Here is a 21,050-nt window from a genome sequence, read left to right on the forward strand (position 1 = left end):
TTACCCCTGCGATACTGCACGTTTTCCTGCCACTGCCGGAGGTGTATGGCGATGAATACGAGACCGTTGGCATTAACCCGTGAAGATTTTATGGCGATTACCGATGCGGTGTATTGTATTCTCATACTGGTTAATGAAAAGGGGATTCCCGTATATTGGAACAGTGCGGCCTGTGATCTGGAACGGAGATTGCCCGGATCGTGCCGGGAAATCATCAAAAGACTGGGAGAAACGGTTGATGCCGTCCACTGTGAAGGCCGCTATGTGGTAACGGCTGCATCGCGTGATTTCATCTGTCATATCCGTCCATGGCAGACAGGAAAGCGACGTCGGGGAAGTATCTTCATTGTCCATGAATCGTGCGTGTCTTCCTGTGCCGTTCAGGAACTGAATGTCGTGCGCGATGTCGTAGAGGAAATCGATGCCGTGCTGGAAGCCGGTTCGACGGGACTTTTAGTGCTCGATTCCAGGGGTATGATCAAACGGGTCAACCGCCGGTTTGAAGCATTATACGGCCTGAAACGGAAAGCCATATTAGGCAAGTCTATCGAAACAATCAGGGAAGAAACGCAGATACCCCGGGAACTGCTGGATAAAGCGCTGCATAAACGGCAGCACGGCGTCTCCCTTGTCGAATATAAGGGGCGCAAGCTCGTCTATACGGCTACTCCCGGACTGGACCGCAATCATCAGATGCGCTGTATCGTCGTAGATATCCAGGATGTGTCATCATGGAAGATATTGTGGGAAAAATTCAAGGAACAGCGGCAGCATATGAATGAATTTATACGCAAAGTCGCCGTTCTGAGCAGTCATTCCCATGATATGGTCATCGGCCGCAGTCAGGCGATGCAGAAGGTCATGCATCTCATCGAGGTCGTTTCGGATGTCGATTCGACGGTGCTGATTACAGGGGAATCGGGGACGGGTAAAGAAGTCGTCGTCAATGAAATTTATCATCGTAGCCGGCGCCGGGATAAACCGTTCCTGAAAATTAACTGCGGTGCCATCCCCGATGAGCTTTTTGAATCGGAATTGTTCGGTTATGAAAGCGGTGCCTTTACCGGAGCCAGGCGGCAGGGTAAGGCCGGCTTTTTTGAACTGGCCGATCAGGGCGTACTCCTGCTCGATGAAATAGGGGAACTGAGTCTGGCAGCTCAGGCCAAATTGTTGCGGGTCATACAGAATCAGGAAGTACAGCGAATTGGCGCTACCCGGTCTATCCACGTTGATGTCCGTCTTATTGCCGCTACGAACCGGAATTTGTGGGACATGGTGCAGCAGGGAAGGTTCCGGAGTGATTTGTATTACCGGCTCCACGTCATCCATATCCACATTCCGCCGCTGCGGGAACGGCGGGAGGACGTCATACCGCTGGCAGCGCAGTTTCTCCATACGTTCAATACAAAATATGAGAAGCATAAAGTACTGACACCGGCACTCTGCCGTCTTCTCATGGTCCAGGACTGGCCCGGCAATATTAGGGAACTGGAAAATGCCATGGAAACACTGGTTGTACTGACCGAAGGCGATGACCTGCGGCCGGAAGATTTTATCAGTCAGATCCAGATGGAAGAAAGCGAGGCTATCGTCACTATACGCCGTGTGGCCCCATGGAACCAGACTATGGCCGAAGTGGAGCGGAAAGTGCTCCAGATGACGGCAGCCCAGTGCCGTTCGACACGGGCCATGGCAGATGTACTGCATATTGATCAGTCTACTATATCCCGGAAGATGCAGAAGTACGGTCTGTCCCTGGGAAAGAAGAAATAAATATATCCGGCTGTTGATGCAGGACTGCATATTTTCTGATGTAATCCTGCATCAGAAATCGGTCTTTTTATAGGGGATGATCTCACGGTTCAGCCGGCATTTCTGATATAGCGTTTTTTTGATGATGCAAAATGACATCACAAAGAAACGCTTCTTTTTTTTCGATGCCTGAATCATGGGCTCCGGCCCCATTCCGTTTGCTCACGAATAATTGGCGCGATTATTTCATATATACTTGTAGAGACGGGAGAAAAGGGGCAGGGAAAAAATATCCCATCCCAAATCATGTGAATGGAGGGAAAAGGAGGCGGACATGATGAATCAATGGCAGCGCATGTACGAAGAAAAGAAGATGACGGCTGAATCCTTGGCCAGGCAGTTCAAAAACGGGGATGTCTGTGTCAGCACAGGGCAGGTGGCGGAACCGACGGGAATTCTGCAGGTACTGGCCTCGTATGCTCCCGAGCTGGACCTGGAACATATCCGCCATTGTGTACTCCTTCCCCTCCGGCAGCAGGAGTACATGAAAGCCGGTATGGAGAAATATATTTATCACATTTCCCACTTTGTCAGTGCTTATGACAGGAACATGATATGGGAAGGCCGCGGCGATTATATGCCGGCCCATTACAGTCAGGTACCACAGGTGTGGACCAGTGTCCTGCCTGAGCCGGATGTGTTTTACGCTGCCGTATCCCCTATGGATGAGCACGGGTATTTTAGTTTCGGTACGGCGGCCGATTTGAGTGAAGTCCGTCATCATGCAGAAAAAATACTGGTAGAAGTAAATCCGACTATGCCCCGGTCGTTTGGTTCCTTTATCCATATTTCAGAAGTAGACGGTATATGGGAAAATGATGCTCCCATTACAGTAGTCGATCCGCCGCCGGTTACCAATACGGACCTTGCCATCGGGCAGATGATTGCTGACGAGATACCCAATGGAGCCACGCTGCAGCTGGGAATTGGCGGCATTCCCAATGCGGTGGCACAGAGCCTGCTCGATAAGCGGAATCTGGGCGTACATAGTGAAATGTTTTGTGACAGCATGGTTGATCTGACACTGGCCGGAGTCATTACTAACGGCTGCAAACGGATTCATCGCGGAACCTCTGTTGCGACCTTTACCTTTGCTTCCCGCAGGACCTATGATTTTATTGACAATAATCCCGGTGTCGCCTTCCTGCCCGTATCGTATGTCAATGATCCCCGCGTCATTGCTATGAATGATCAGGTCATTTCCATCAATTCGTGCATCGAAATCGACTTGTTCGGCCAGGTATGCTCGGAAACGATGGGAACAAAGAACTATAGCGGTGTAGGCGGGCAGATTGATTTCATCCGTGGGGCCGCTGCTTCCAAAGGAGGAAAATCGTTCCTCGCTTTTACGGCAACGGCAAAAAAAGGGAAAGTGTCCAAGATTAAACCGGTCCTCACAGAAGGAGCCTGTGTCAGTACGACGAGAAACGATGTCGATTATGTAGTTACTGAGTTTGGAATGGCACGGCTGAAAGGGCTGACCTGTTCCCAGCGTGCCAAAGCGCTGATTCGCATTGCAGCTCCTGCTTTCCGGGAAGAATTAACGGAGGCAGCCAGAAAGATGCATATTATTGTGTGATGCTGTGACTGTACGGGAGGAGGAATCACTATGTTGATGACAAAAGAGCAATTTCAAGCCAGTATCCGTGCCCGCAAACCGATGAATGTTTATTTTCTGGGCAAAAAAATCGAAGACTTGACGACGTTCCCGCCACTGGCGGCCAGCTTTAATGCCATTTCTACTATTTATGACCTGCAGAGCCGTCCGGAATGGAAAGACCTGATTACGGTGCCATCCCATCTCAGCGGACAGCCGGTCAGTATTTACAATGCGCCCCTGCGTTCGGCAGAAGACGCAAACCGCAAGACCCGGGCTGCCCGTGCTCTTGCGGAAGTCGTCGGCTGTTGTACTCACCGCTGTACCGGTTCAGAAGCCTTTGCCGGTCTGGGCCCGGCCTGCTATGATATGGATCAGGATCTGGGAACTCATTACTTCGACCGGTTCATGAAATTCCTCGATTATGTGCAACGCAATGACCTGACCTGTACGGTAACCGTGACGGACGTCAAAGGCCTGCGCACGCTGGCCCCTCACGAACAGCCTGATCCAGATGCATACGTACACATTAATGAAGTACGCGATGACGGTATCGTCATCAGCGGCTATAAATGCAACCAGACAGGCATCTTGTTCGCTCACGAAATCGTCATCGTCCCGACGACTAATATGCGTCCTGAAGATAAAGATTTTGCTCTGGCCTGTGCCGTTCCGGCCGATACGCCGGGCCTGACCTTTGTATTGGGCCGCACGCCCCAGGATAAGCGTTTCTTTGAAGTCGGCGGTGATATCGAAGGAATTGATCTGGGCAAAAAATATGCCGACCATCAGGCTCTGGTATACTTTGACCATGTATTCGTGCCCAATGACCGGGTCTTTATGTGCGGCGAGACAAAATATGTCGGCCGCCTGTTGAGTTATTTCACCGCTGTCCATCGCCTGACTGCCGGTGGCTGCAAGGCAGGCGGCTGTTCGGCCCTGTGTGGTGCGGCCAGCCTCATTGCCGATATGATTGGTGTCCAGAAAGCCGGGCATATCCGCACAAAGCTGACCCAGATGGCCATGACGGCCGAAACGGTGTACGGATTGTCCCTGGCATCGGGCGTCGAAGGATTCCAGCACCCCAGCGGATTCTGGATCCCCAATCCGCTTATGTCCCATACCTGTAAGTATACCTGTACCCAGATGCCTTTTGAAGCTGTGCGGCTGGCCCGGGATATTCTGGCGGGATTTGGAGAAACGGCGCCATCTGAACTGGATATGCGCAGTAAAGAAGTAGGAGAACTCTGTCAGAGAGCGTTTAATCCGGGCAATCCGGCCTATACGGCAATGGATCGTCTCCGAGCCGGCCGGTTTATTGAACATATGGCCCGCGGTTCCAACTGGACGGCCATGGCTCTCCACGGCGGAGGAAACCAGGAAGCGTCTACCGTCATGGCCCGGTCGTTTACGGATTGGGATTATCTGAAGAATCTCGTCCGGGCGGCAACGGGTATGGAAAAAGACCCGGCCAGGGTAGACGAAATTATCGCTGCTATCGGTAAAAGGCAGGGCCGCATCTGTACCAACCGCGATCTGCCACAGTCGGATAATAAGTAGTACCAGGATGACTATTCCTGACGCAGGAGGCAGTTGCTGACACCGCTCGTTGGAAAACCTGAGTAATTGATGCCAGCGGAAGCACGATCTGCAGTAAACGGGAAGAGGCTGAGCAAAATGTACGGCGTAAAAGCCCATTTTGTTGCAGCCTCTTTCTTTTGAATGGGCCAAGTGTGTCTTTAAAAAAAAATCGTTCTATGATATAATGAAACGTCACTTGAACATTGTTTACTAAAAGGGCTTTAGGGATTTTTTACTAAGGCCCCGTTTTCTATGAGGTCGTGTAATATGAATACTTTTTTTCAACGCATGAACGAGGATGCCAATATACATTCCTGTGCTGACTTGTTTATCCAGCCCGGGTGCCACAGCATATACGGTGTCGGAGGATCGGTCAAAACGTCGTTTGCCGCCCGGGCTGTCATGGCTGTGGGAAAACCGGCTCTGATCATTGTACCATCGAAAGAGCAGGAAACGGCCTGGCAGACGGATCTGCAGTTCTTTGCCGCGGATTTACCCGTCTATACATTTCCCTTAGGGGACCGGGCCGTATTTTCAACGACGGCAAAGAGCATGGAACGGACAGCCCGGCAGATGGAAGTATTGGCAGCACTCTGCAGTCATGCTTTTTGTGCCGTCGTCGCGACGATAGAAGAAGCGGCCCAGTTCATCGCGGCGCCGGAACATGTCAATGCAGCAGCGTTTAACGTATCTGCCGGGCAGGATTACGAACGGGAAACGCTGCTCCGGCGCCTGGCAGATGACGGATATGAACGGGTCGATATGGTCGAACGGCGGGGCCATTTTTCTGTGCGCGGTGATATTATCGATGTATTTGCCGTAAACTATGAACAGCCGCTCCGTCTGGAATTTTTCGGCGATACATTGGAAAGCCTGCGCTTTTTTGATGCGTCGAGCCAGAAATCCCTCGATAAGACCGATACGGTCCGTATCCTTCCTTTTGCTATAGATGGCGATAAAGACAAAGAACATACGATCCTCGATTATCTTGACGAAGGCGTTATTATCTGGGATGAACCCAACCGCTGCCGGGAAAATTTAAAGAAATTCCTGAAAGAAAGCGCCGATTACAAAGAATGGCTCTGTTCATGGCGATCTCTGTCCGGTGCAGAACGAAAGGGGACACAGATTGTCCTGTCTCTCATGGCTCAGTCCGTACCGGATATGATGATAGATTCGTCGGCAAGCTTTTCTGCCAAGGCCATGGCCAGTTTCCAGAAACAGTTTGACCTGCTTCACGATGAACTTTCGCATTGGCAGGAAAGCGGCGATGCGATTCTTTTTGTACTCGGCAGCCGCCAGCGGATTGCGACGCTGAAAAGCTGGTTTGCCCAGAACGGATTTTCCGTTTCTGCATACGAAGAAACGATACCCCTTGAGGCCAGCCAGATTTACCTGGCAGAAGGGGAAATACGAAATGGGTTCGAACTGCCTTATGCCAAGTTAGTCGTCATATCTGAACGGGATATTTACGGCATGCAGAAGCACCGCCTGCGCCATCACGTGCAGAAAGGGCAGGAAATCAACGTATTTACCGATCTCAAAGCCGGCGATTATGTCGTTCATGAAGTCCACGGCATCGGCCGCTACGCCGGCATCAAGACCATAGAAATCGACGGCGTCCATAAAGATTATCTGGAAATCCATTATGCCGGAAAAGATATCTTGTATGTCCCGACGGACCAGCTTAATCTGCTGCAGCGTTATATCGGTAATGAAGGTGATACGCCAAAACTGCACAAGATGGGTGGCAGTGACTGGCAGAAGACACGGGCAAAGGCGCAGAAATCGATTACGGACCTGGCGGAAAAACTGGTTGCAGTCTATGCCAAGCGTGAAATCGTCCCAGGATTTGCTTTCCCGCCGGATACGCCGTTCCAGAAAGAATTTGAAGATGCCTTCCCCTATGAAGAAACGGAAGATCAGCTGAAAGCCGTAGCAGAAATCAAAAAGAGCATGGAAAAACCATTCCCGATGGATTGTCTTGTCTGTGGCGATGTTGGTTTTGGCAAGACGGAAGTCGCCATGCGGGCCGTATTCAAAGCCGTCATGGGAGGCAAACAGGTTGCGGTCCTCGTCCCGACGACAGTTCTGGCCCAGCAGCATTTCCAGACTTTTACGGAACGGTTCCGTAATTTTGGTGTCAACTGTGATGTTCTCAACCGGTTCCGGTCACAAAAGGAAAAGAAGGACATCCTGCGCCGGACGCTGACCGGAGAAATCGATGTCCTTATCGGGACTCATAGTCTGCTCAATAAACGTGTGAAATTTAAAGATCTGGGATTGCTTGTCGTCGATGAAGAACAGCGTTTTGGTGTGGCCCAGAAAGAAAAATGGAAAGCCTGGGCAGCCCATATCGATGTGCTGACTCTGAGCGCGACGCCGATACCACGTACGCTTCATATGTCCCTGGTCAATCTGCGCCAGATGTGTGTCATCGAAACGCCACCGACAGACCGTTTCCCCGTCCAGACCTATGTCACCGAATACGATGCCCGTATTGTCCGTGACGCGGTCATGCGGGAAAAGCACCGGGGCGGGCAGGTATTTTTTGTCTACAACATGGTAGATTCCATCGAAAAAATGAAAGACCAGCTTCAGGCATTACTGCCGGATTTATCTATCGGCATCGCCCACGGCCAGATGGCCGGGACACTGTTGGAACAGGTCATGTTCGACTTTTATGAAGGCCGCTATGATATTCTCCTGTGTTCCAGCCTCGTCGAAAACGGTCTGGATGTGGCCAATGCCAATACGATCATCATCTATGATGCGGACCATTTCGGCCTGTCCCAGCTGTATCAGATGCGGGGCCGTGTCGGCCGCAGTCATCGCATGGCCTATGCCTATTTCCTGTACCGCCGGGATAAAGTCCTGTCGGAAGTGGCAGAAAAACGTCTTCAGGCAATTAAGGAATTTACCGAACTGGGCTCAGGGTTTAAAATAGCCATGCGCGATTTGGAAATCCGCGGTGCCGGCAATCTCCTGGGACGGGAACAGCATGGCAATATTGCCAGTGTCGGGTTTGCCATGTACTGCAGCATGCTGGAAAAAGCCATCGCCAAAGCCCAGAAAGGACAGAGCGATGAACTGCCGCCACCGGAAACGGTCATGGAAACGCATATTGATGCCTTTATCGATGATGCCTACATCAGCAACGGTGGACAGAAGATAGAAATGTATCAGCGTCTGGCCACTATTACCGACGAAAAAGAATTGAATGATTTGGAAAAAGAACTACTGGACCGCTACGGTCGTCCTACCCGTCCCGTAGAGACGCTGCTCCACGCGACGCGGATCCGTCTTACGGGACGCAGCCTGGGCCTTACACTCATCGCACAAAAACGGGACACGCTGGAATTGAAGTGGCGCAGCCTGCAGGATATGCCACCGCTGGCAGAGCTGACAGGGCCGCTGCGGCGCCGGTTCCGTACGGTACCGGGTATGCCCCTAATGCTGCGGATCAGTCTTGCCGGGGTAGAAGATATCCTGACCTTCTTAGATCAGATTTTTGCGTCTTTCAACACAGTGAGAAAGGGGAATTCCCTTGGCTAACGTTTCTTTCCTGCGGGGAGCTATGGTGCTCACCGTTGCCGGGATTGTCGTAAAAATCCTGGGCGGCGTGAACCGCATTCTCCTGTCCCGCCTTCTGGGCGGTGAGGGAATCGGTCTCTATCAGATGGCCTATCCCATGTATATCCTGCTGCTCAGTATTGTCGGCGCCGGCATTCCTATTGCTGTCTCCATCATGGTGGCCGAGCAGGCGGCCCGGGGCAATTACAGCGGTACGCGGAGGATTTTTCACGTTACTCTGGCTTTCATGGCTGTCATTGCCGTTTTGTGCGGTCTGGGTATGGTGCTGGGAGCCCGCGCACTCATTGCTACGGGGCTTGTCAGTGATGAACGGGCCTACTGGCCTCTGGTCGTACTGGCTCCGGCTTTGTCTTTATCTGTCCTGACCTGCTGCTTTCGCGGCTATTTCCAGGGCCTGCAGCTCATGACTCCGACAGCTTTGTCCCAGATGCTGGACCAGTTCGTCCGGGTGTGTGTCATGCTTACGCTGGCCTGGGCCCTTTTGCCATATGGATTGGTACCGGCTGCCTCCGGAGCTGCTTTTGGCGCTGTCCCCGGTGCAGCGGCTGGACTCTGTATCATCGCCGCATTGTACATCCGCCATGAAAAAAAAGAGCAGCTACCCGATACAGGAACATTTGCACCGTTACACGTCCTGACTGTCATCAGACGCCTGGTTGTCCTTGCCGTTCCGGTCGCGGCAGCTAATATGCTGCTGCCAGCCGTAGCCAGTATTGATTTGTTCATCGTGCCGCGCCGTCTCATTGCTGCCGGATACACGGCTCATGAAGCTACGGCCCTGTTCGGCTATCTTTCTGGCATGGCTAACGGGCTGGTGCAGCTGCCGGCTATCCTGACTATGGCTCTTGCTACCAGTCTCGTCCCGGCAGTCTCGGCAGCCCTTGCCAGTGGCAGAAGAGATCTGGTGCTGGCGCGGACCCATACGGCCATGCGCATTGCCTGCCTGATTACTATTCCCGCTTCCCTGGGACTGGCTGTACTGGCCGTGCCTATTTCACGGCTGCTCTATGCGACACCGGCTGCAGGGCCTTCCATCTGTGTCCTGGGACTGTCAGTGTTCCTCATCGGCCTGCAGCAGGTCACGGGTGGTCTCCTGCAGGGATTGGGCCGTACGGCGATTCCTCTGTATAATATGGCCGCCGCGGCCATTGCCAAAATTGCCCTGAGCTGGTATCTGACGGCCCTGCCCTGGCTGGCTGAAGTAGGGGCCGCCTGGGCGACCAATGCCGATCTGGCTATTGCTGCCGCACTCAATTTATATTTTGCCCGGCGCTACTGCCGCTATGCCGTACAATGGCTTTATATAGGAAAACTATTTCTGGCGGCAGCGGCCATGGCCGGGACAGCCTGGTTTGTCCACAAAGGTTTGTCGGCAGTAGCTCCTGACGCGCTGGCCACGGTCGCCGCTATGGGAATGGCAGCACTGATTTACCTCATTTGTCTGTTTGCCTTTCGGGCTATCGCCACTGAGGATGTTGCTAAAATCCCCGTATTGGGGCCCCGTATATATCGCTGGGTAAAAAAACTGGAATAATGACGTTATGGAAAAGAGGCTGATTATGGGAACGATACATATTGTCGGGCTGGGTCCGGGAGATGCCGGCCTGATTACACTTTCGGCTTTCCGGCTTATGCAGGAAGCGCGCTGCCTGCTGCTGCGGACGGCTGTGCATCCGTCTGTTTCTATGCTCGATGAAGCACATATTGCCTACGAGGCACTGGACCGTTTTTACGAACAGGGGACATCTTTTGACAGCGTCTATCAGGGCATTACTGATTATGTGCTGGACCGGGCATCGGAAGGAGATGTCGTCTATGCCGTGCCGGGTAGTCCCGTCGTAGCGGAACGGACGGTACTTATGCTGGAAAAAGAGGGAGCGGGACGTCATATCCCCGTCGTAGTCCATCCGGGGATGAGTTTCCTCGAAGTCATGTACACGCGGCTCCGTTTTGACCCGGTAAACGGCGTGACCATTATCGACAGTTCCGATGCCGGACAGGTTCCGCGTGATATCCGCACGCCCTTTATCGTGACCCAGGTATACGACCGCCACGTCGCATCGGATTTGAAACTGTCTTTGATGGATATTTACGGTGACGAATATGAAGCACAGCTGGTGTATCATGTCAGTCTTCCTGACGAATCGATACGGCCGATAAAGCTTTATGAACTGGATCGCTGTGACCAGATTGACCACCTGACCAGTCTCTTTCTTCCTGTGCCGCCGGTAGAAGGGGATGTGGTGTCAGAGGATGGAGAAACGCCGCAAGAGGGGATGCCTTTTGATCTCGATCCCCTGGTACAGGTCATGGCACGCCTGCGCGGCGAACGAGGGTGCCCCTGGGATAAACGGCAGACTCACAAGACCCTGCGACGGTTCCTCATCGAAGAAGTGTATGAAATGCTCGATGCCATAGATCAGAACGACATAGAAGGTATCCGGGAAGAATTGGGCGATATTCTGTATCAGGTCGTCATCCATGCCCGCATAGCTGAAGAAGAAGGCCTTTTTTCAGCACAGGATATTGTAAACGATGTAACAAAGAAGATGATTCGCCGCCATCCCCATGTTTTTACGGATAAACCCCTTGAAAACAGGCATATGAGTATGGTAAACTGGGATAGATTGAAACAGAGCGAACGACGCCAGCAGCACGACCATCTTCTCGATGGAGTCGTCAAAGGCCTTCCTTCACTCCTTGCCGCCTATAAACTTCAGGAAAAATCTGCAAAAAAAGGATTTGAGTGGGATACGGCTGAACAAGTGGTAGCCAAAGTCCACGAAGAATGGCAGGAATTCCTGGATGCCGTGGCTGAAGGTGACAGGAATCATATGGAGGAAGAAGCAGGCGATGTCCTGTTCGTTCTGGCCAATTTATGCCGGCGATATGACATAGAACCGGAGTGTGCGTTACATCGGGCTAACAACAAGTTCCGCAGCAGATTTTCCTATGTAGAGGATTGTGTCCGTGCTTCGGGCAGAGACTGGTCTGAATTTTCCCTGGATGAGCTGGATGGCTTCTGGCAAAAGGCGAAGCGGGAAGAACGAAAAGATGCGGGAACTCCTGTTAGACGGAAACGATAGATGTAACAAATCAAAGGAGGATTTACAATGAATAAAACCGAATTAGTAAACAGTGTAGCAGAAAAAGCTGATATCACGAAAAAAGATGCTGAAAAAGCTGTAAAAGCTGTATTTGAAGCTATCAGCGAAAGCCTTCAGAAGGATGACAAAGTTCAGATTATCGGCTTTGGTACCTTTGAAGTACGTCACCGCAAAGAACGGGAAGGCCGCAATCCGCAGACTAAAGAAACCATCAAGATTGCCGCTTCCAATACACCGGCATTCAAAGCGGGCAAACAGCTCAAAGATCTGGTTAACAATAAATAAGTCAATGAGAAAAAGAGCCGCAGTCAGAAACGGCTCTTTTCTTTTCTTGCATTTTGTCGTACCATGGATATATAATTTAGTAGGACTATCCGTCTGAAAGAGGGAATCAGGATGACGAAGAAAAAAGTGCTGATTATGTCAGCTTCTATTGGGAGCGGTCATACTCAGGCAGCACATGCTATAGAAGAATATCTGAAAACCCTGCCGGCAGAATGCGAAGTGGAACACTTTGATTTCATATCCAATGATGTGCTTTCTATCGACAACATTGTCAAGGAAACGTATTTGAAAATACTCGATGTATTTCCCATGCTTTATGATCTGATGTATTATTCCTCCCAGGGTTATAAAAAAGGCATGGTAGTGAAAACACTTTTTTCGTGGGGATTGAAACGCCGTATGTTGCGCGTGCTGGCGGACAAGAATCCCGACATTATCGTTTTTACTCATCCATTCCCGGCAGGGGCGGCAGTCTTATTGAAACGGCAGCACCGCCTGCAGATTCCCCTGGTTGGCGTCATTACGGACTTTACCATCCATCAGCTCTGGGTCTATCCGCAAATGGATCTGTACTGTGTAGCGACGTCCCAGTTGAAACAGCAGCTCATGGAGCAGCATGTGGCGGCTGAAAAAATCGTCGTTTCCGGTATTCCTGTACGCAATACCTTCCAGCAGCAGCGCTGGCATTGGGATGAAGACCACGAAAGACGGCGCAACGTCCTCATCATGGGCGGCGGCCTCGGCATGGGGTCGATTCGCCAGTCATTATCTGTTCTGGATAAGCTTCCTGATGTAGGTGATTTTACTGTCGTAACAGGATATAATGCTGATTTGTACGATGAACTCTGCCAGATGCGGCGGGAACTGCATCACCATGTGGAAATCCTGGGTTATACCAATCACATCCCGGAATTGATGGTACGGGCCTCCCTTCTGGTTACCAAACCAGGAGCCCTGACCTGCACGGAGGCGGCTACTGTTCAGGTGCCCATCGTGCTGTACAGTCCTATTCCCGGGCAGGAAGAAGCCAATGCCACCTATATGCAGAGCAAGGGCTGCGCCCGCTGGGTCAAAACGAAAGATGACCTGGCAGCGGTTGTTTCCGAGCTGCTCAGATCGCCGGAAACACTGCAGCAAATGTCCGCATCAAGCCTTGCCTGCCACCGCAACGGGGCACAGATCATAGGGCGGCGCGTTCTGGAGCTGCTTCATGGCAGTGCTGAGCCGGAACTGGATATAACGACAGAAGAATATTCAAAAGCCTGATTTGATTCAGAAATGAGAGAAACCGGAGTGGCTGTTCATAGATAGTTGCTATGAAAGCGGCTCCGCTTTTTACTATGGAGGAAGACATATGATAAAACGTAAACGGAGCCGGCGCTCTTCCGGAAGTTCGTCCCTGGCAAGACCGCTTGCCGTCCTGGTGCTGCTCATCGCCCTCTGTGCCGGGGCCTGGTGGTTTCTCAACGGCAATACGGAAAAAAAGGCCGATGAAGAAATGACCCGTATAGACAGCGTACAGGATAATGGTGTCGATGCTGATTATACCGGACCGGCCAGCGAACTGCAGGATGCCGTGGAAACATGGCTGAAGGCACAACATGCTTCAGTGACAGTCCTGAAGACAGAAAACAGGGAAGAAAACCGCCGGGCGACAGGAGGGAAAATCCGCTGGACGACGAAACAGGTCGAAGTCGTACCGGATAAAGAATTTTCGCGGACAAGTCTGGAAAGGGAACTTGCCAAGAGTGGAGGAAAAGCTGTCCTGTATCAGGTGGATACGAAAAAAGCTGGCAGCAATACCATTACAGAATATGACATCGCCTTATTCGACATGCTGGATAAGGAACAGGTCTATCTCGTCGTGACAAAATTGTATGTCACCGAACCGGGAGCTGCGAAAGAAACAGAAGAGGCCGTAAAGAAAGCCGTGCTGAACGCAAAAGATAAGGACCTGGCCAGTGTGAAAGAAAAGAAGAGCACGGCCGGCCAACAGCATCCGTCAGAAGTACGGGGACGGCTGGCCATCGTCATTGATGACTGCGGAAGCAGCCTTGATATCCTGAACCAGTTCAATGCTATGCCCATTCCACTGACCTATGCCGTCATGCCGTATAAATCTCATACAGCAGAAAGTGCCGACAGCGGCTACCGGGCAGGACGGCAGATCTTTGTTCATATGCCCATGCAGCCCCAGGGAGTTCCGTCATCAGAATCGGTCTATATCGGAACGGATATGAGCGACAGCAAAGTAAAAGCTACGGCCAATGAAATCCTGGATCAGGTACCCCATGCCATCGGCATGAATAATCATCAGGGGTCTTTGGCAACATCAGACAGCCGGATCATGAAAGATGTCATGCAGGTCATGAACAGCCGCGGCCTGGCATACCTGGACAGCCGCACTAATAGTACATCTGTTGGGGAACAGACGGCCCGGGCCATGGGTGTCGTGACCAGCCGCAATAACCTGTTTATCGACAACGATGCCAGCGTCGATGCTGTCAAGAGCCGCCTGCGCCAGGCTGGACAAATTGCCCGTGAAAACGGCAGTGCCATCGTAATCGGTCATTGCCGCTGGAATACGGCACAGGCTATCAGTGAAATGATAGACGAATTGCATAATGAAGGCATCGACCTGGTCTTTGCCACAGATTTGATGGAATAGGAGTCGTTTGAATATGGATTTTCTTTCCCTTTCCTGGGAGTATTTGCTGATTACATTGTGCGGAGGCTTTTTGTCGGGATTCATCGACTCCATTGCCGGCGGAGGGGGACTCATTTCCCTGCCTGTTTTTCTGGCCATGGGGATGCCGCCCCATTATGCCATCGGTACCAATAAATTTGCTGCCACCTTTGGCAGCGGTATCAGTACCGTCCAGTTCATGAGGGCTGGAAAAGTAGATACGGGTCTCATGAAGAAACTCGTGCCATTTACGTTCATCGGGGCTGCCCTTGGATGCCTGCTCATGCTTCATATGTCGGCAGCCGTGCTTCAGCCCCTGGTTATTGCTGCACTGGTAGCCGTAGCTATTTTCGTCTTTAGCCGCAGGGACCTTGGGGCGGCCAGTACCTATACGGGAGAAACGAAGAAAAAGCTGATCCAGGCTGTGGCTTTTGCCTTTGCCATCGGTATCTACGATGGTTTTATCGGGCCGGGCACGGGAACATTCCTGATCATCGCTTTTGCCATGATCGGATTTGATTTCGTCGTTGCTGCCGGCAATGCCAAGGTGCTGAATTTTGTGAGCAATGTTACGGCGTTCTGCCTGTTCATCTATTCGGGAAAAGTCCTGTATGCTTATGGACTGACTATGGCTCTGGGCATTTTCATCGGCGCCTTTTTTGGATCCCGTATGGCTATCCGCAGGGGCAGCGGCTTCGTCCGCGTCGTCATGATGACTGTGACGACCCTGCTCATAGGCAAACTGATTCTGCAGTATTTAGGACTATTCTGAGGTGTATGCGTATGGACTGGAAAGATAAAGTCATTCTCATCAGTGGCGGTACGTCCGGTATTGGTCTGGCAACGGCCCGGATCCTCCTGGGAAAAGGGGCCGGTGTCGTCATCAATGGACGGGATGTCGCAAAGGGCCGGGCAGCTCTTTCACATCTTCAGTCTCTTCCCGGTTCCTGCCAGTTTGTGCCGGGAGATGTAAGCGACGAGAGAGCGTGCTGCCGTATCGTTCAGGAGACACTGCATCATTTTGGCAGGCTGGACGGGCTGGTAACATCGGCCGGGTATTATGAAGAACAGCTGCTGGAAAATGTTGCGGCCAGGGACGTAGAGAGCCTGTTTGCCACCAATGTCTACGGTACGATATATCTCTGCCGGGAAGCGCTGGAACCATTGAAAAAAAATCAGGGAAGCATTGTTATGGTCAGCAGTGATGCCGGCCTGCAGGGGAATATCGGCTGTTCAGTCTACAGTGCGACTAAAGGGGCTGTTGTGTCTTTTTGCAAATCACTTGCCCTGGAACTGGCCCCTCATGATGTACGGGTCAACTGTGTCTGCCCCGGCGATGTAAAGACTCCGCTTCTGTCCCGCCAGATGGAAGCGAATCCTGACGAAACGGAAGAGTCTCTGCGCCAGCAGTACCCGCTATACCGGCTGGCTGAGGCTTCCGAGGTAGGGCAGGTCATCGTATTCCTTCTCAGCCGGGAAGCGTCGTATATGACGGCTACAGCAGTTCCTGTCGATGGCGGTTTGACAAGCTGGTGAAAACATGGGAAAATAAAGAAAAATGTATTTTGAAAATGGGGGGATTCCTATGTCAGATGAAATGGATAAAGTACAGGCATTACAAGAAGAAATCGATGCCCTGAAAAAAGAATTGGCAGCTATGAAAGCTGAAAAAGAAGCCCATGCGCCTGTAGCGCCGACTGCTTCCCTGGAAGTAATCCAGTCTATCGAAAATTCTGCTGCCGATGCTGATCTCAAGGTTGAAACCTATTGCCGCTGGGCAGCTGCCCGTGCTGGAGCCATTGTCATTGCTCCCCTCGTTGGCACAATCGCCCTCATGGCAAATGAAGTGTATCTCGTCAGCCGCATTGCCAAAGTCTACAATGTCAAGCTGTCTGAACGGGCTGTCATTGCCTTCCTCGGTGCCATGGGCAGCCGTATGGCGGGAAATCTCCTGACGACGCTTATTCCGTTCAGTGCGGTGCAGGTCCCTGTCGCCGTCGGTATTACGTACAGCCTGGGCCGGGTAACACAGCGCTGGATGAAAGACGGCATGCCTACCGATATGGGCCCGTACATCGAAATGATGGCCCAGTGGAAGGACAAGGCCCGTGAACAAGTAGATAAATTGCGTGATAATCCACTGAAAAATGTGCCGCTCGGAGATGAAACAGTAGATTTCATGAAGCGCTGGGGCAGTGTTGCCAAAGACGCTGCTATTGATGCTTTTGACGATGTCAAGGAAAAGGGCCAGGTAGTCATTGATTCTGTACGGCGCCGCAGCGTCCTCGATGATGTGGAAGAAGCCAGAGAAGACAGTGCTGATGTAAAAGAAACGACACAGGAAGAAGCGGCACCGGCAGGGGAAAAGCCAGCTGCCGATACGGCGGAACCGTCTGTCGATGAAAAAGTACAGGCAGCTGTAGAAGACGCCAAGATTCCTCTTGATGAAAAATAAATGAAGGTGTGCCTATGTGGAAATTGCTGTTGTTTTTTACCCGTTTCTATTCGCCAGGCCGTTTTCTGCGGTTTCTGAGTAAAACGAAGGGAAAACTACATTTCCTCCCGAAGCTCCTGGCCATCTTCTATTGCATCCAGGATAAGGATACGCCCAAACTGGTCCGGCTCGTACTTATGGGTGCTATCGGATATGTCATCCTGCCTATTGATGTTGTTCCCGATTTTCTGCCTGTTGCCGGCTGGGTCGATGACGCTGCTGTCGTAGCGGCGGCTCTGAAGTTTGCAGCGGCTTACATCAAACCGGAGCATAAAGAAAAAGTACGGCGTATCCTTCCGTTTGCTCACTGCGACTGGTAATTTTCTCTGTGGAAGGAAGGTCTGCATCAATTGCAGATCCGCCGAGGATAGTGTTTCAGGCTGCCGCATCTGCGGCAGCTTTTTTACAGTATAAAGCGCCAGGTTTTGTCTGGTAAGTTTTGACAAATGCTCCTATACAGCGTAAAATAATAGGGCATGTTTAAGTGAAGACAGGAGTGGAGAAAATGGTCAGCGTAACAGAACGGGTCCGCTTCAGCGAGACAGATATGATGGGAAACGCCCATCATGCCAATCATATCCGCTGGTTTGAATGTGCGCGCTGCGAGTATATGCGTGCTGCCGGTGTCGATTTATTTGAACTCATGGATGAAGGCATTCTTTTTCCTATTAAAAACGTAAACTGTGAATACATCGATAATATCTATTACGATGATGAAATCGTCATCGAAGCCCGCCTGGTCAAGTTATCGCGGGCTCAGATGGTATATGCCTACCGTATTCTGCGGAAACGGGACGGCCGCCTCATGGCCGAAGGAACGACGCAGAATGTTTTTACCCATAAGGATACGGGAAAGGTAGCCCGCATTGGCGATGGTCCGTACCTCAGGCTGAAAGCCATGTATGAAACAGATCAGCAGGAAATGTGATCTGTTTCTGCAGCCGTTGTTCTAGTTCTACTTCATATTTTACCTAAAGGAGTCTTGTGTCGTGATTGTCTATCAGTTGCTGAACATCATTATCTTTATCGTCGGCCTCATTGCCGTACTGTATCTGTTATTCCGCCTCTTTGCCTGGCACCAGGGGGATGCCCGGTTTGTCATCGAAGCGCGGAGACGCCAGCCTTTTGCCTTAAAAAGCCTGACTGCCGGTACAGCTGTATTTGAAACAGAAGTTCCCTTTAAGAATATAGGGAAACAACTAGGAACGATTATGGATTTTTATCCCCGGACCCTGTTGCCTTATGAACAGTATGACAAGGTCATTGTCCACTCCCAGCTGGCAAATAAAGCAGCTGAACGGAACGATGGATATTGGGAATCGGTCATCATCAATCCCGGTGAATCGGGCCGCATCCGCGTTACGATTGAACTGGTGAGCAAGGAAGGAACCATCCGTGAAGATTTAAAGACCTTCCCCGATATGCCCATTGACCTGGTATATCAGGTCGTTTCCCGCAGTGAATGGTATATTCACAAGGCCCGTATTACACTCAAAGCTTCAGAAGTAAAACGGGCTATGGAACAAGCATAGGAGGAAAATAGACATGGCAGAATTAGAATTAGTACCGGTAAAGACCAGAATTCTTACTGATAAAGATGACATCGTCGATGTCATAGAAGAATATGCAAAAGATATCGTCGGACCTGATGATATTGTATGCTCGGCAGAAAGCGTTGTCGCCATCACCCAGCACCGCTATACCCGCCCGGAAGAACTGACACCAACCTGGCAGTGCCGTCTCATGCGCCGCTTCGTACCCGGTGAAGGGAGCATGGCCAGTCTCTATGGCATGCAGGCGGCGATGAACCTTGAAGGGGAATGGAAGATGCTCTTCTGGTTCATCATCGGTTTTTTGGCAAAACTGGTTGGCAAAAATGGCGTGTGGTATGCCAAATGCCGCCAGGCATCGCTGACTGATGACGTGACGGGCACGATGCCGCCTTTTGATAAATGCATCGTCTATGGCCCGGATAAGCCTGATGAAGTGGCTGAAGCAATCAAAAAACGCATGGGCTGTTATGGCGCCTGCGTGGCCGACGTCAATGACCTTAAGCGTTCAGCTGTACTGGGCCATTCCCGCGGCCTGAATCCAAAGGAAATCGCCCGTATCCTGATTAATAACCCCTTTGGCAATGCATCGCAGAAGACGCCTATTGTCGTCATCAAGAATTATGCCCAGGCCGTGCGGGAACAAAAAAGTGAAACCGCTGCCAAAGAAAATAACTAACGATGGAGAAGGAACCTGCTATGAAAGAAACGATTATCCTGGCGACGCATAATGCTGGAAAAATCAGAGAATTCAAAGGCGCTCTTGAACCATTGGGATATGACGTCGTGTCTGTGCATGACGTCATTTCTGATATCAAGGAGCCGGAAGAAACGGGTACGACCTTTGTGGAAAATGCCCGCCTGAAAGCCCGGTATTATATGAAGGCTACAGGCCGTCCCTGCCTGGCTGACGATTCGGGAATCATTGCCGATGTACTTGATGGTCGTCCTGGTGTCTATTCGGCACGCTATGCCGGACCGGAATGTGACGACGGACAGAATAACCAGAAACTCATTGAAGAATTACGGCCTTTCCCGCCGGAAAAGCGGACGGCCCATTATGTATGCGATCTGGTCCTCATCTGGCCTGATGGACGGGAAATCCATGCTGAAGGGACCTGTTCCGGCCTTATCCGTGATTTCTATGCTGGTACAGGCGGATTCGGATACGATCCATTATTCTATGTTCCGTCCTATGGAAGGACTATGGCGGAATTATCACTGGAAGAGAAGAACAAGATCAGCCACCGTGGCCGGGCTCTGAAAAAACTGTTGGAGCTGTTGCCATGAGTGTGGTACGCATCGGATTAGTCAGTGACAGCCATGGCCGCTTTTCCTGCCTGGAACAGATGGTAGATCAGGCTCCTGACGTCTGCTGCTGGATACATGGAGGAGATTATTGTGAAGATGCGGAAGATTTAGGAGCCTATGCTGCCGTTCCCGTGTATGCCGTCCTCGGCAACAATGATTACCTGACAGACCTGAATGTGCCGGAACGACGCCTTGTAAAAGTGGCGGGCCTTACCATTGCGGTCATCCATGGCAGCCAGTGGTATGGAGAAAAGAGACTCCAGAAATTAGAAGAATGGGGTCATCATGCCGGGGCCGACCTGGTTGTGTTTGGCCATACACACCGCCAGTATCTGCTGGAACAGGAAGACCTTGTCATCGTCAATCCCGGCAGTATCAGCCGGCCCAGAGACGGGCGGAAGGGGACGTATGCCATCGTTACGGCAGAAGATGGCCGGCTGGCCGATATCCAATTTTACCACCTTCAAAATTAATGTATATTCATGTTTGACAAATGATGGGATAACGTGTATAATATTTTACGTTGACGGGGCATAGCGCAGTTTGGTAGCGCACCTGGCTTGGGACCAGGGGGTCGCAGGTTCGAATCCTGCTGCTCCGACCATCTGCACGCGGGTGTAGCTCAATGGTAGAGCGTCAGCCTTCCAAGCTGGTTACGTGGGTTCGATTCCCATCACCCGCTCCATTTTTTTATGACTCAGTAGCTCAGCTGGATAGAGCAACAGCCTTCTAAGCTGTGGGTCTAGGGTTCGAATCCCTACTGGGTCACCAAGAAGAAGTTAAAGCATTCAGAGATTATCTGAGTGCTTTTTTTGTATTTCAAAGCAAAAATAAAGATATATATACTTAAAAATTGATTGAATATTGTATACAAAATACCAAAAAGAAGTATTTTACCAGATAAAAATAGAAATATTCAGCTAAATTGTCCTAGTATGCTAAAAATATATTTACAAAGAGCTTGATAATGTGCTATAGTAAGTGTGTTGTTTCACATTCTTAAAGGAACGTCATATCGTATCTCTGGGGGGTT

18 protein-coding genes and 3 tRNA genes are annotated in these 21,050 nt (G+C 51.1%); all 21 read left to right on the forward strand.

The features are described from left to right. Nucleotides 1-51: 51 nt before the first annotated feature. Nucleotides 52-1,773 carry a sigma-54-dependent Fis family transcriptional regulator gene (locus tag ACGTIC_RS08000; protein WP_059077401.1) on the forward strand — a complete coding sequence of 574 codons (1,722 nt, stop codon included), beginning with the start codon at nucleotides 52-54 and terminating at the stop codon, nucleotides 1,771-1,773. 313 nt (nucleotides 1,774-2,086) lie between these two features. After that, nucleotides 2,087-3,391: an acetyl-CoA hydrolase/transferase family protein gene (locus tag ACGTIC_RS08005; protein ID WP_201784386.1), complete on the forward strand. Its 1,305-nt coding sequence runs from the start codon at nucleotides 2,087-2,089 to the stop codon at nucleotides 3,389-3,391. A gap of 30 nt (nucleotides 3,392-3,421) precedes the next feature. Further along, a complete protein-coding gene (locus ACGTIC_RS08010) occupies nucleotides 3,422-4,969 on the forward strand; it encodes a 4-hydroxyphenylacetate 3-hydroxylase N-terminal domain-containing protein (RefSeq protein WP_059077403.1) in 1,548 nt (515 codons plus the stop codon). 288 nt (nucleotides 4,970-5,257) lie between these two features. After that, nucleotides 5,258-8,545 (forward strand): transcription-repair coupling factor, encoded by a 3,288-nt coding sequence (mfd, locus tag ACGTIC_RS08015; RefSeq protein ID WP_113856001.1) that lies wholly within the window; start codon nucleotides 5,258-5,260, stop codon nucleotides 8,543-8,545. A gap of 22 nt (nucleotides 8,546-8,567) precedes the next feature. Then, on the forward strand, nucleotides 8,568-10,118 hold the full coding sequence (locus tag ACGTIC_RS08020) for a polysaccharide biosynthesis protein (protein ID WP_372237438.1): 1,551 nt from the start codon (nucleotides 8,568-8,570) through the stop codon (nucleotides 10,116-10,118). 25 nt (nucleotides 10,119-10,143) lie between these two features. Continuing rightward, on the forward strand, nucleotides 10,144-11,670 hold the full coding sequence (gene mazG, locus ACGTIC_RS08025; protein WP_113855999.1) for a nucleoside triphosphate pyrophosphohydrolase: 1,527 nt from the start codon (nucleotides 10,144-10,146) through the stop codon (nucleotides 11,668-11,670). Nucleotides 11,671-11,697: 27 nt separating this feature from the next. Continuing rightward, nucleotides 11,698-11,976: an HU family DNA-binding protein gene (locus ACGTIC_RS08030; protein WP_059077406.1), complete on the forward strand. Its 279-nt coding sequence runs from the start codon at nucleotides 11,698-11,700 to the stop codon at nucleotides 11,974-11,976. A gap of 111 nt (nucleotides 11,977-12,087) precedes the next feature. Next, a complete protein-coding gene (locus ACGTIC_RS08035; protein WP_075582283.1) occupies nucleotides 12,088-13,242 on the forward strand; it encodes a glycosyltransferase in 1,155 nt (384 codons plus the stop codon). A gap of 88 nt (nucleotides 13,243-13,330) precedes the next feature. Then, nucleotides 13,331-14,644 carry a divergent polysaccharide deacetylase family protein gene (locus ACGTIC_RS08040; RefSeq protein ID WP_113855998.1) on the forward strand — a complete coding sequence of 438 codons (1,314 nt, stop codon included), beginning with the start codon at nucleotides 13,331-13,333 and terminating at the stop codon, nucleotides 14,642-14,644. A 13-nt stretch (nucleotides 14,645-14,657) separates the two neighbouring features. Beyond that, complete coding sequence (locus tag ACGTIC_RS08045) at nucleotides 14,658-15,434, forward strand: TSUP family transporter (RefSeq protein WP_113855997.1); 777 nt, start codon at nucleotides 14,658-14,660, stop codon at nucleotides 15,432-15,434. An 11-nt stretch (nucleotides 15,435-15,445) separates the two neighbouring features. Next, nucleotides 15,446-16,198 (forward strand): SDR family NAD(P)-dependent oxidoreductase, encoded by a 753-nt coding sequence (locus ACGTIC_RS08050; RefSeq protein WP_113855996.1) that lies wholly within the window; start codon nucleotides 15,446-15,448, stop codon nucleotides 16,196-16,198. A 49-nt stretch (nucleotides 16,199-16,247) separates the two neighbouring features. Next, nucleotides 16,248-17,117, forward strand: a complete 870-nt coding sequence (locus ACGTIC_RS08055; protein WP_113856553.1) for a hypothetical protein — start codon at nucleotides 16,248-16,250, stop codon at nucleotides 17,115-17,117. Nucleotides 17,118-17,131: 14 nt separating this feature from the next. Beyond that, complete coding sequence (locus ACGTIC_RS08060) at nucleotides 17,132-17,476, forward strand: YkvA family protein (protein ID WP_075582286.1); 345 nt, start codon at nucleotides 17,132-17,134, stop codon at nucleotides 17,474-17,476. A gap of 185 nt (nucleotides 17,477-17,661) precedes the next feature. Next, nucleotides 17,662-18,084 carry a thioesterase family protein gene (locus ACGTIC_RS08065; protein ID WP_059077413.1) on the forward strand — a complete coding sequence of 141 codons (423 nt, stop codon included), beginning with the start codon at nucleotides 17,662-17,664 and terminating at the stop codon, nucleotides 18,082-18,084. 61 nt (nucleotides 18,085-18,145) lie between these two features. Next, on the forward strand, nucleotides 18,146-18,688 hold the full coding sequence (locus ACGTIC_RS08070) for a hypothetical protein (RefSeq protein ID WP_059077414.1): 543 nt from the start codon (nucleotides 18,146-18,148) through the stop codon (nucleotides 18,686-18,688). A 13-nt stretch (nucleotides 18,689-18,701) separates the two neighbouring features. Beyond that, a complete protein-coding gene (locus ACGTIC_RS08075) occupies nucleotides 18,702-19,385 on the forward strand; it encodes a coenzyme F420-0:L-glutamate ligase (protein ID WP_059077415.1) in 684 nt (227 codons plus the stop codon). 20 nt (nucleotides 19,386-19,405) lie between these two features. Continuing rightward, a complete protein-coding gene (locus ACGTIC_RS08080) occupies nucleotides 19,406-19,996 on the forward strand; it encodes an XTP/dITP diphosphatase (protein ID WP_059077416.1) in 591 nt (196 codons plus the stop codon). Then, nucleotides 19,993-20,490, forward strand: coding sequence for a metallophosphoesterase (locus ACGTIC_RS08085; protein ID WP_075582289.1), 498 nt, complete (start codon nucleotides 19,993-19,995; stop codon nucleotides 20,488-20,490). Before ACGTIC_RS08080 ends, ACGTIC_RS08085 begins: the two co-directional genes overlap by 4 nt. A 54-nt stretch (nucleotides 20,491-20,544) precedes the next feature. Next, nucleotides 20,545-20,621: transfer RNA gene (locus tag ACGTIC_RS08090), tRNA-Pro, on the forward strand. 7 nt (nucleotides 20,622-20,628) lie between these two features. Continuing rightward, nucleotides 20,629-20,702: transfer RNA gene (locus ACGTIC_RS08095), tRNA-Gly, on the forward strand. A gap of 9 nt (nucleotides 20,703-20,711) precedes the next feature. Continuing rightward, a tRNA-Arg gene (locus ACGTIC_RS08100) sits at nucleotides 20,712-20,788 on the forward strand. Nucleotides 20,789-21,050 lie beyond the last annotated feature (262 nt).

Origin of the sequence: Megasphaera hexanoica (genome assembly GCF_043520715.1) — a bacterium.
GTDB lineage: Bacteria > Bacillota > Negativicutes > Veillonellales > Megasphaeraceae > Megasphaera > Megasphaera hexanoica.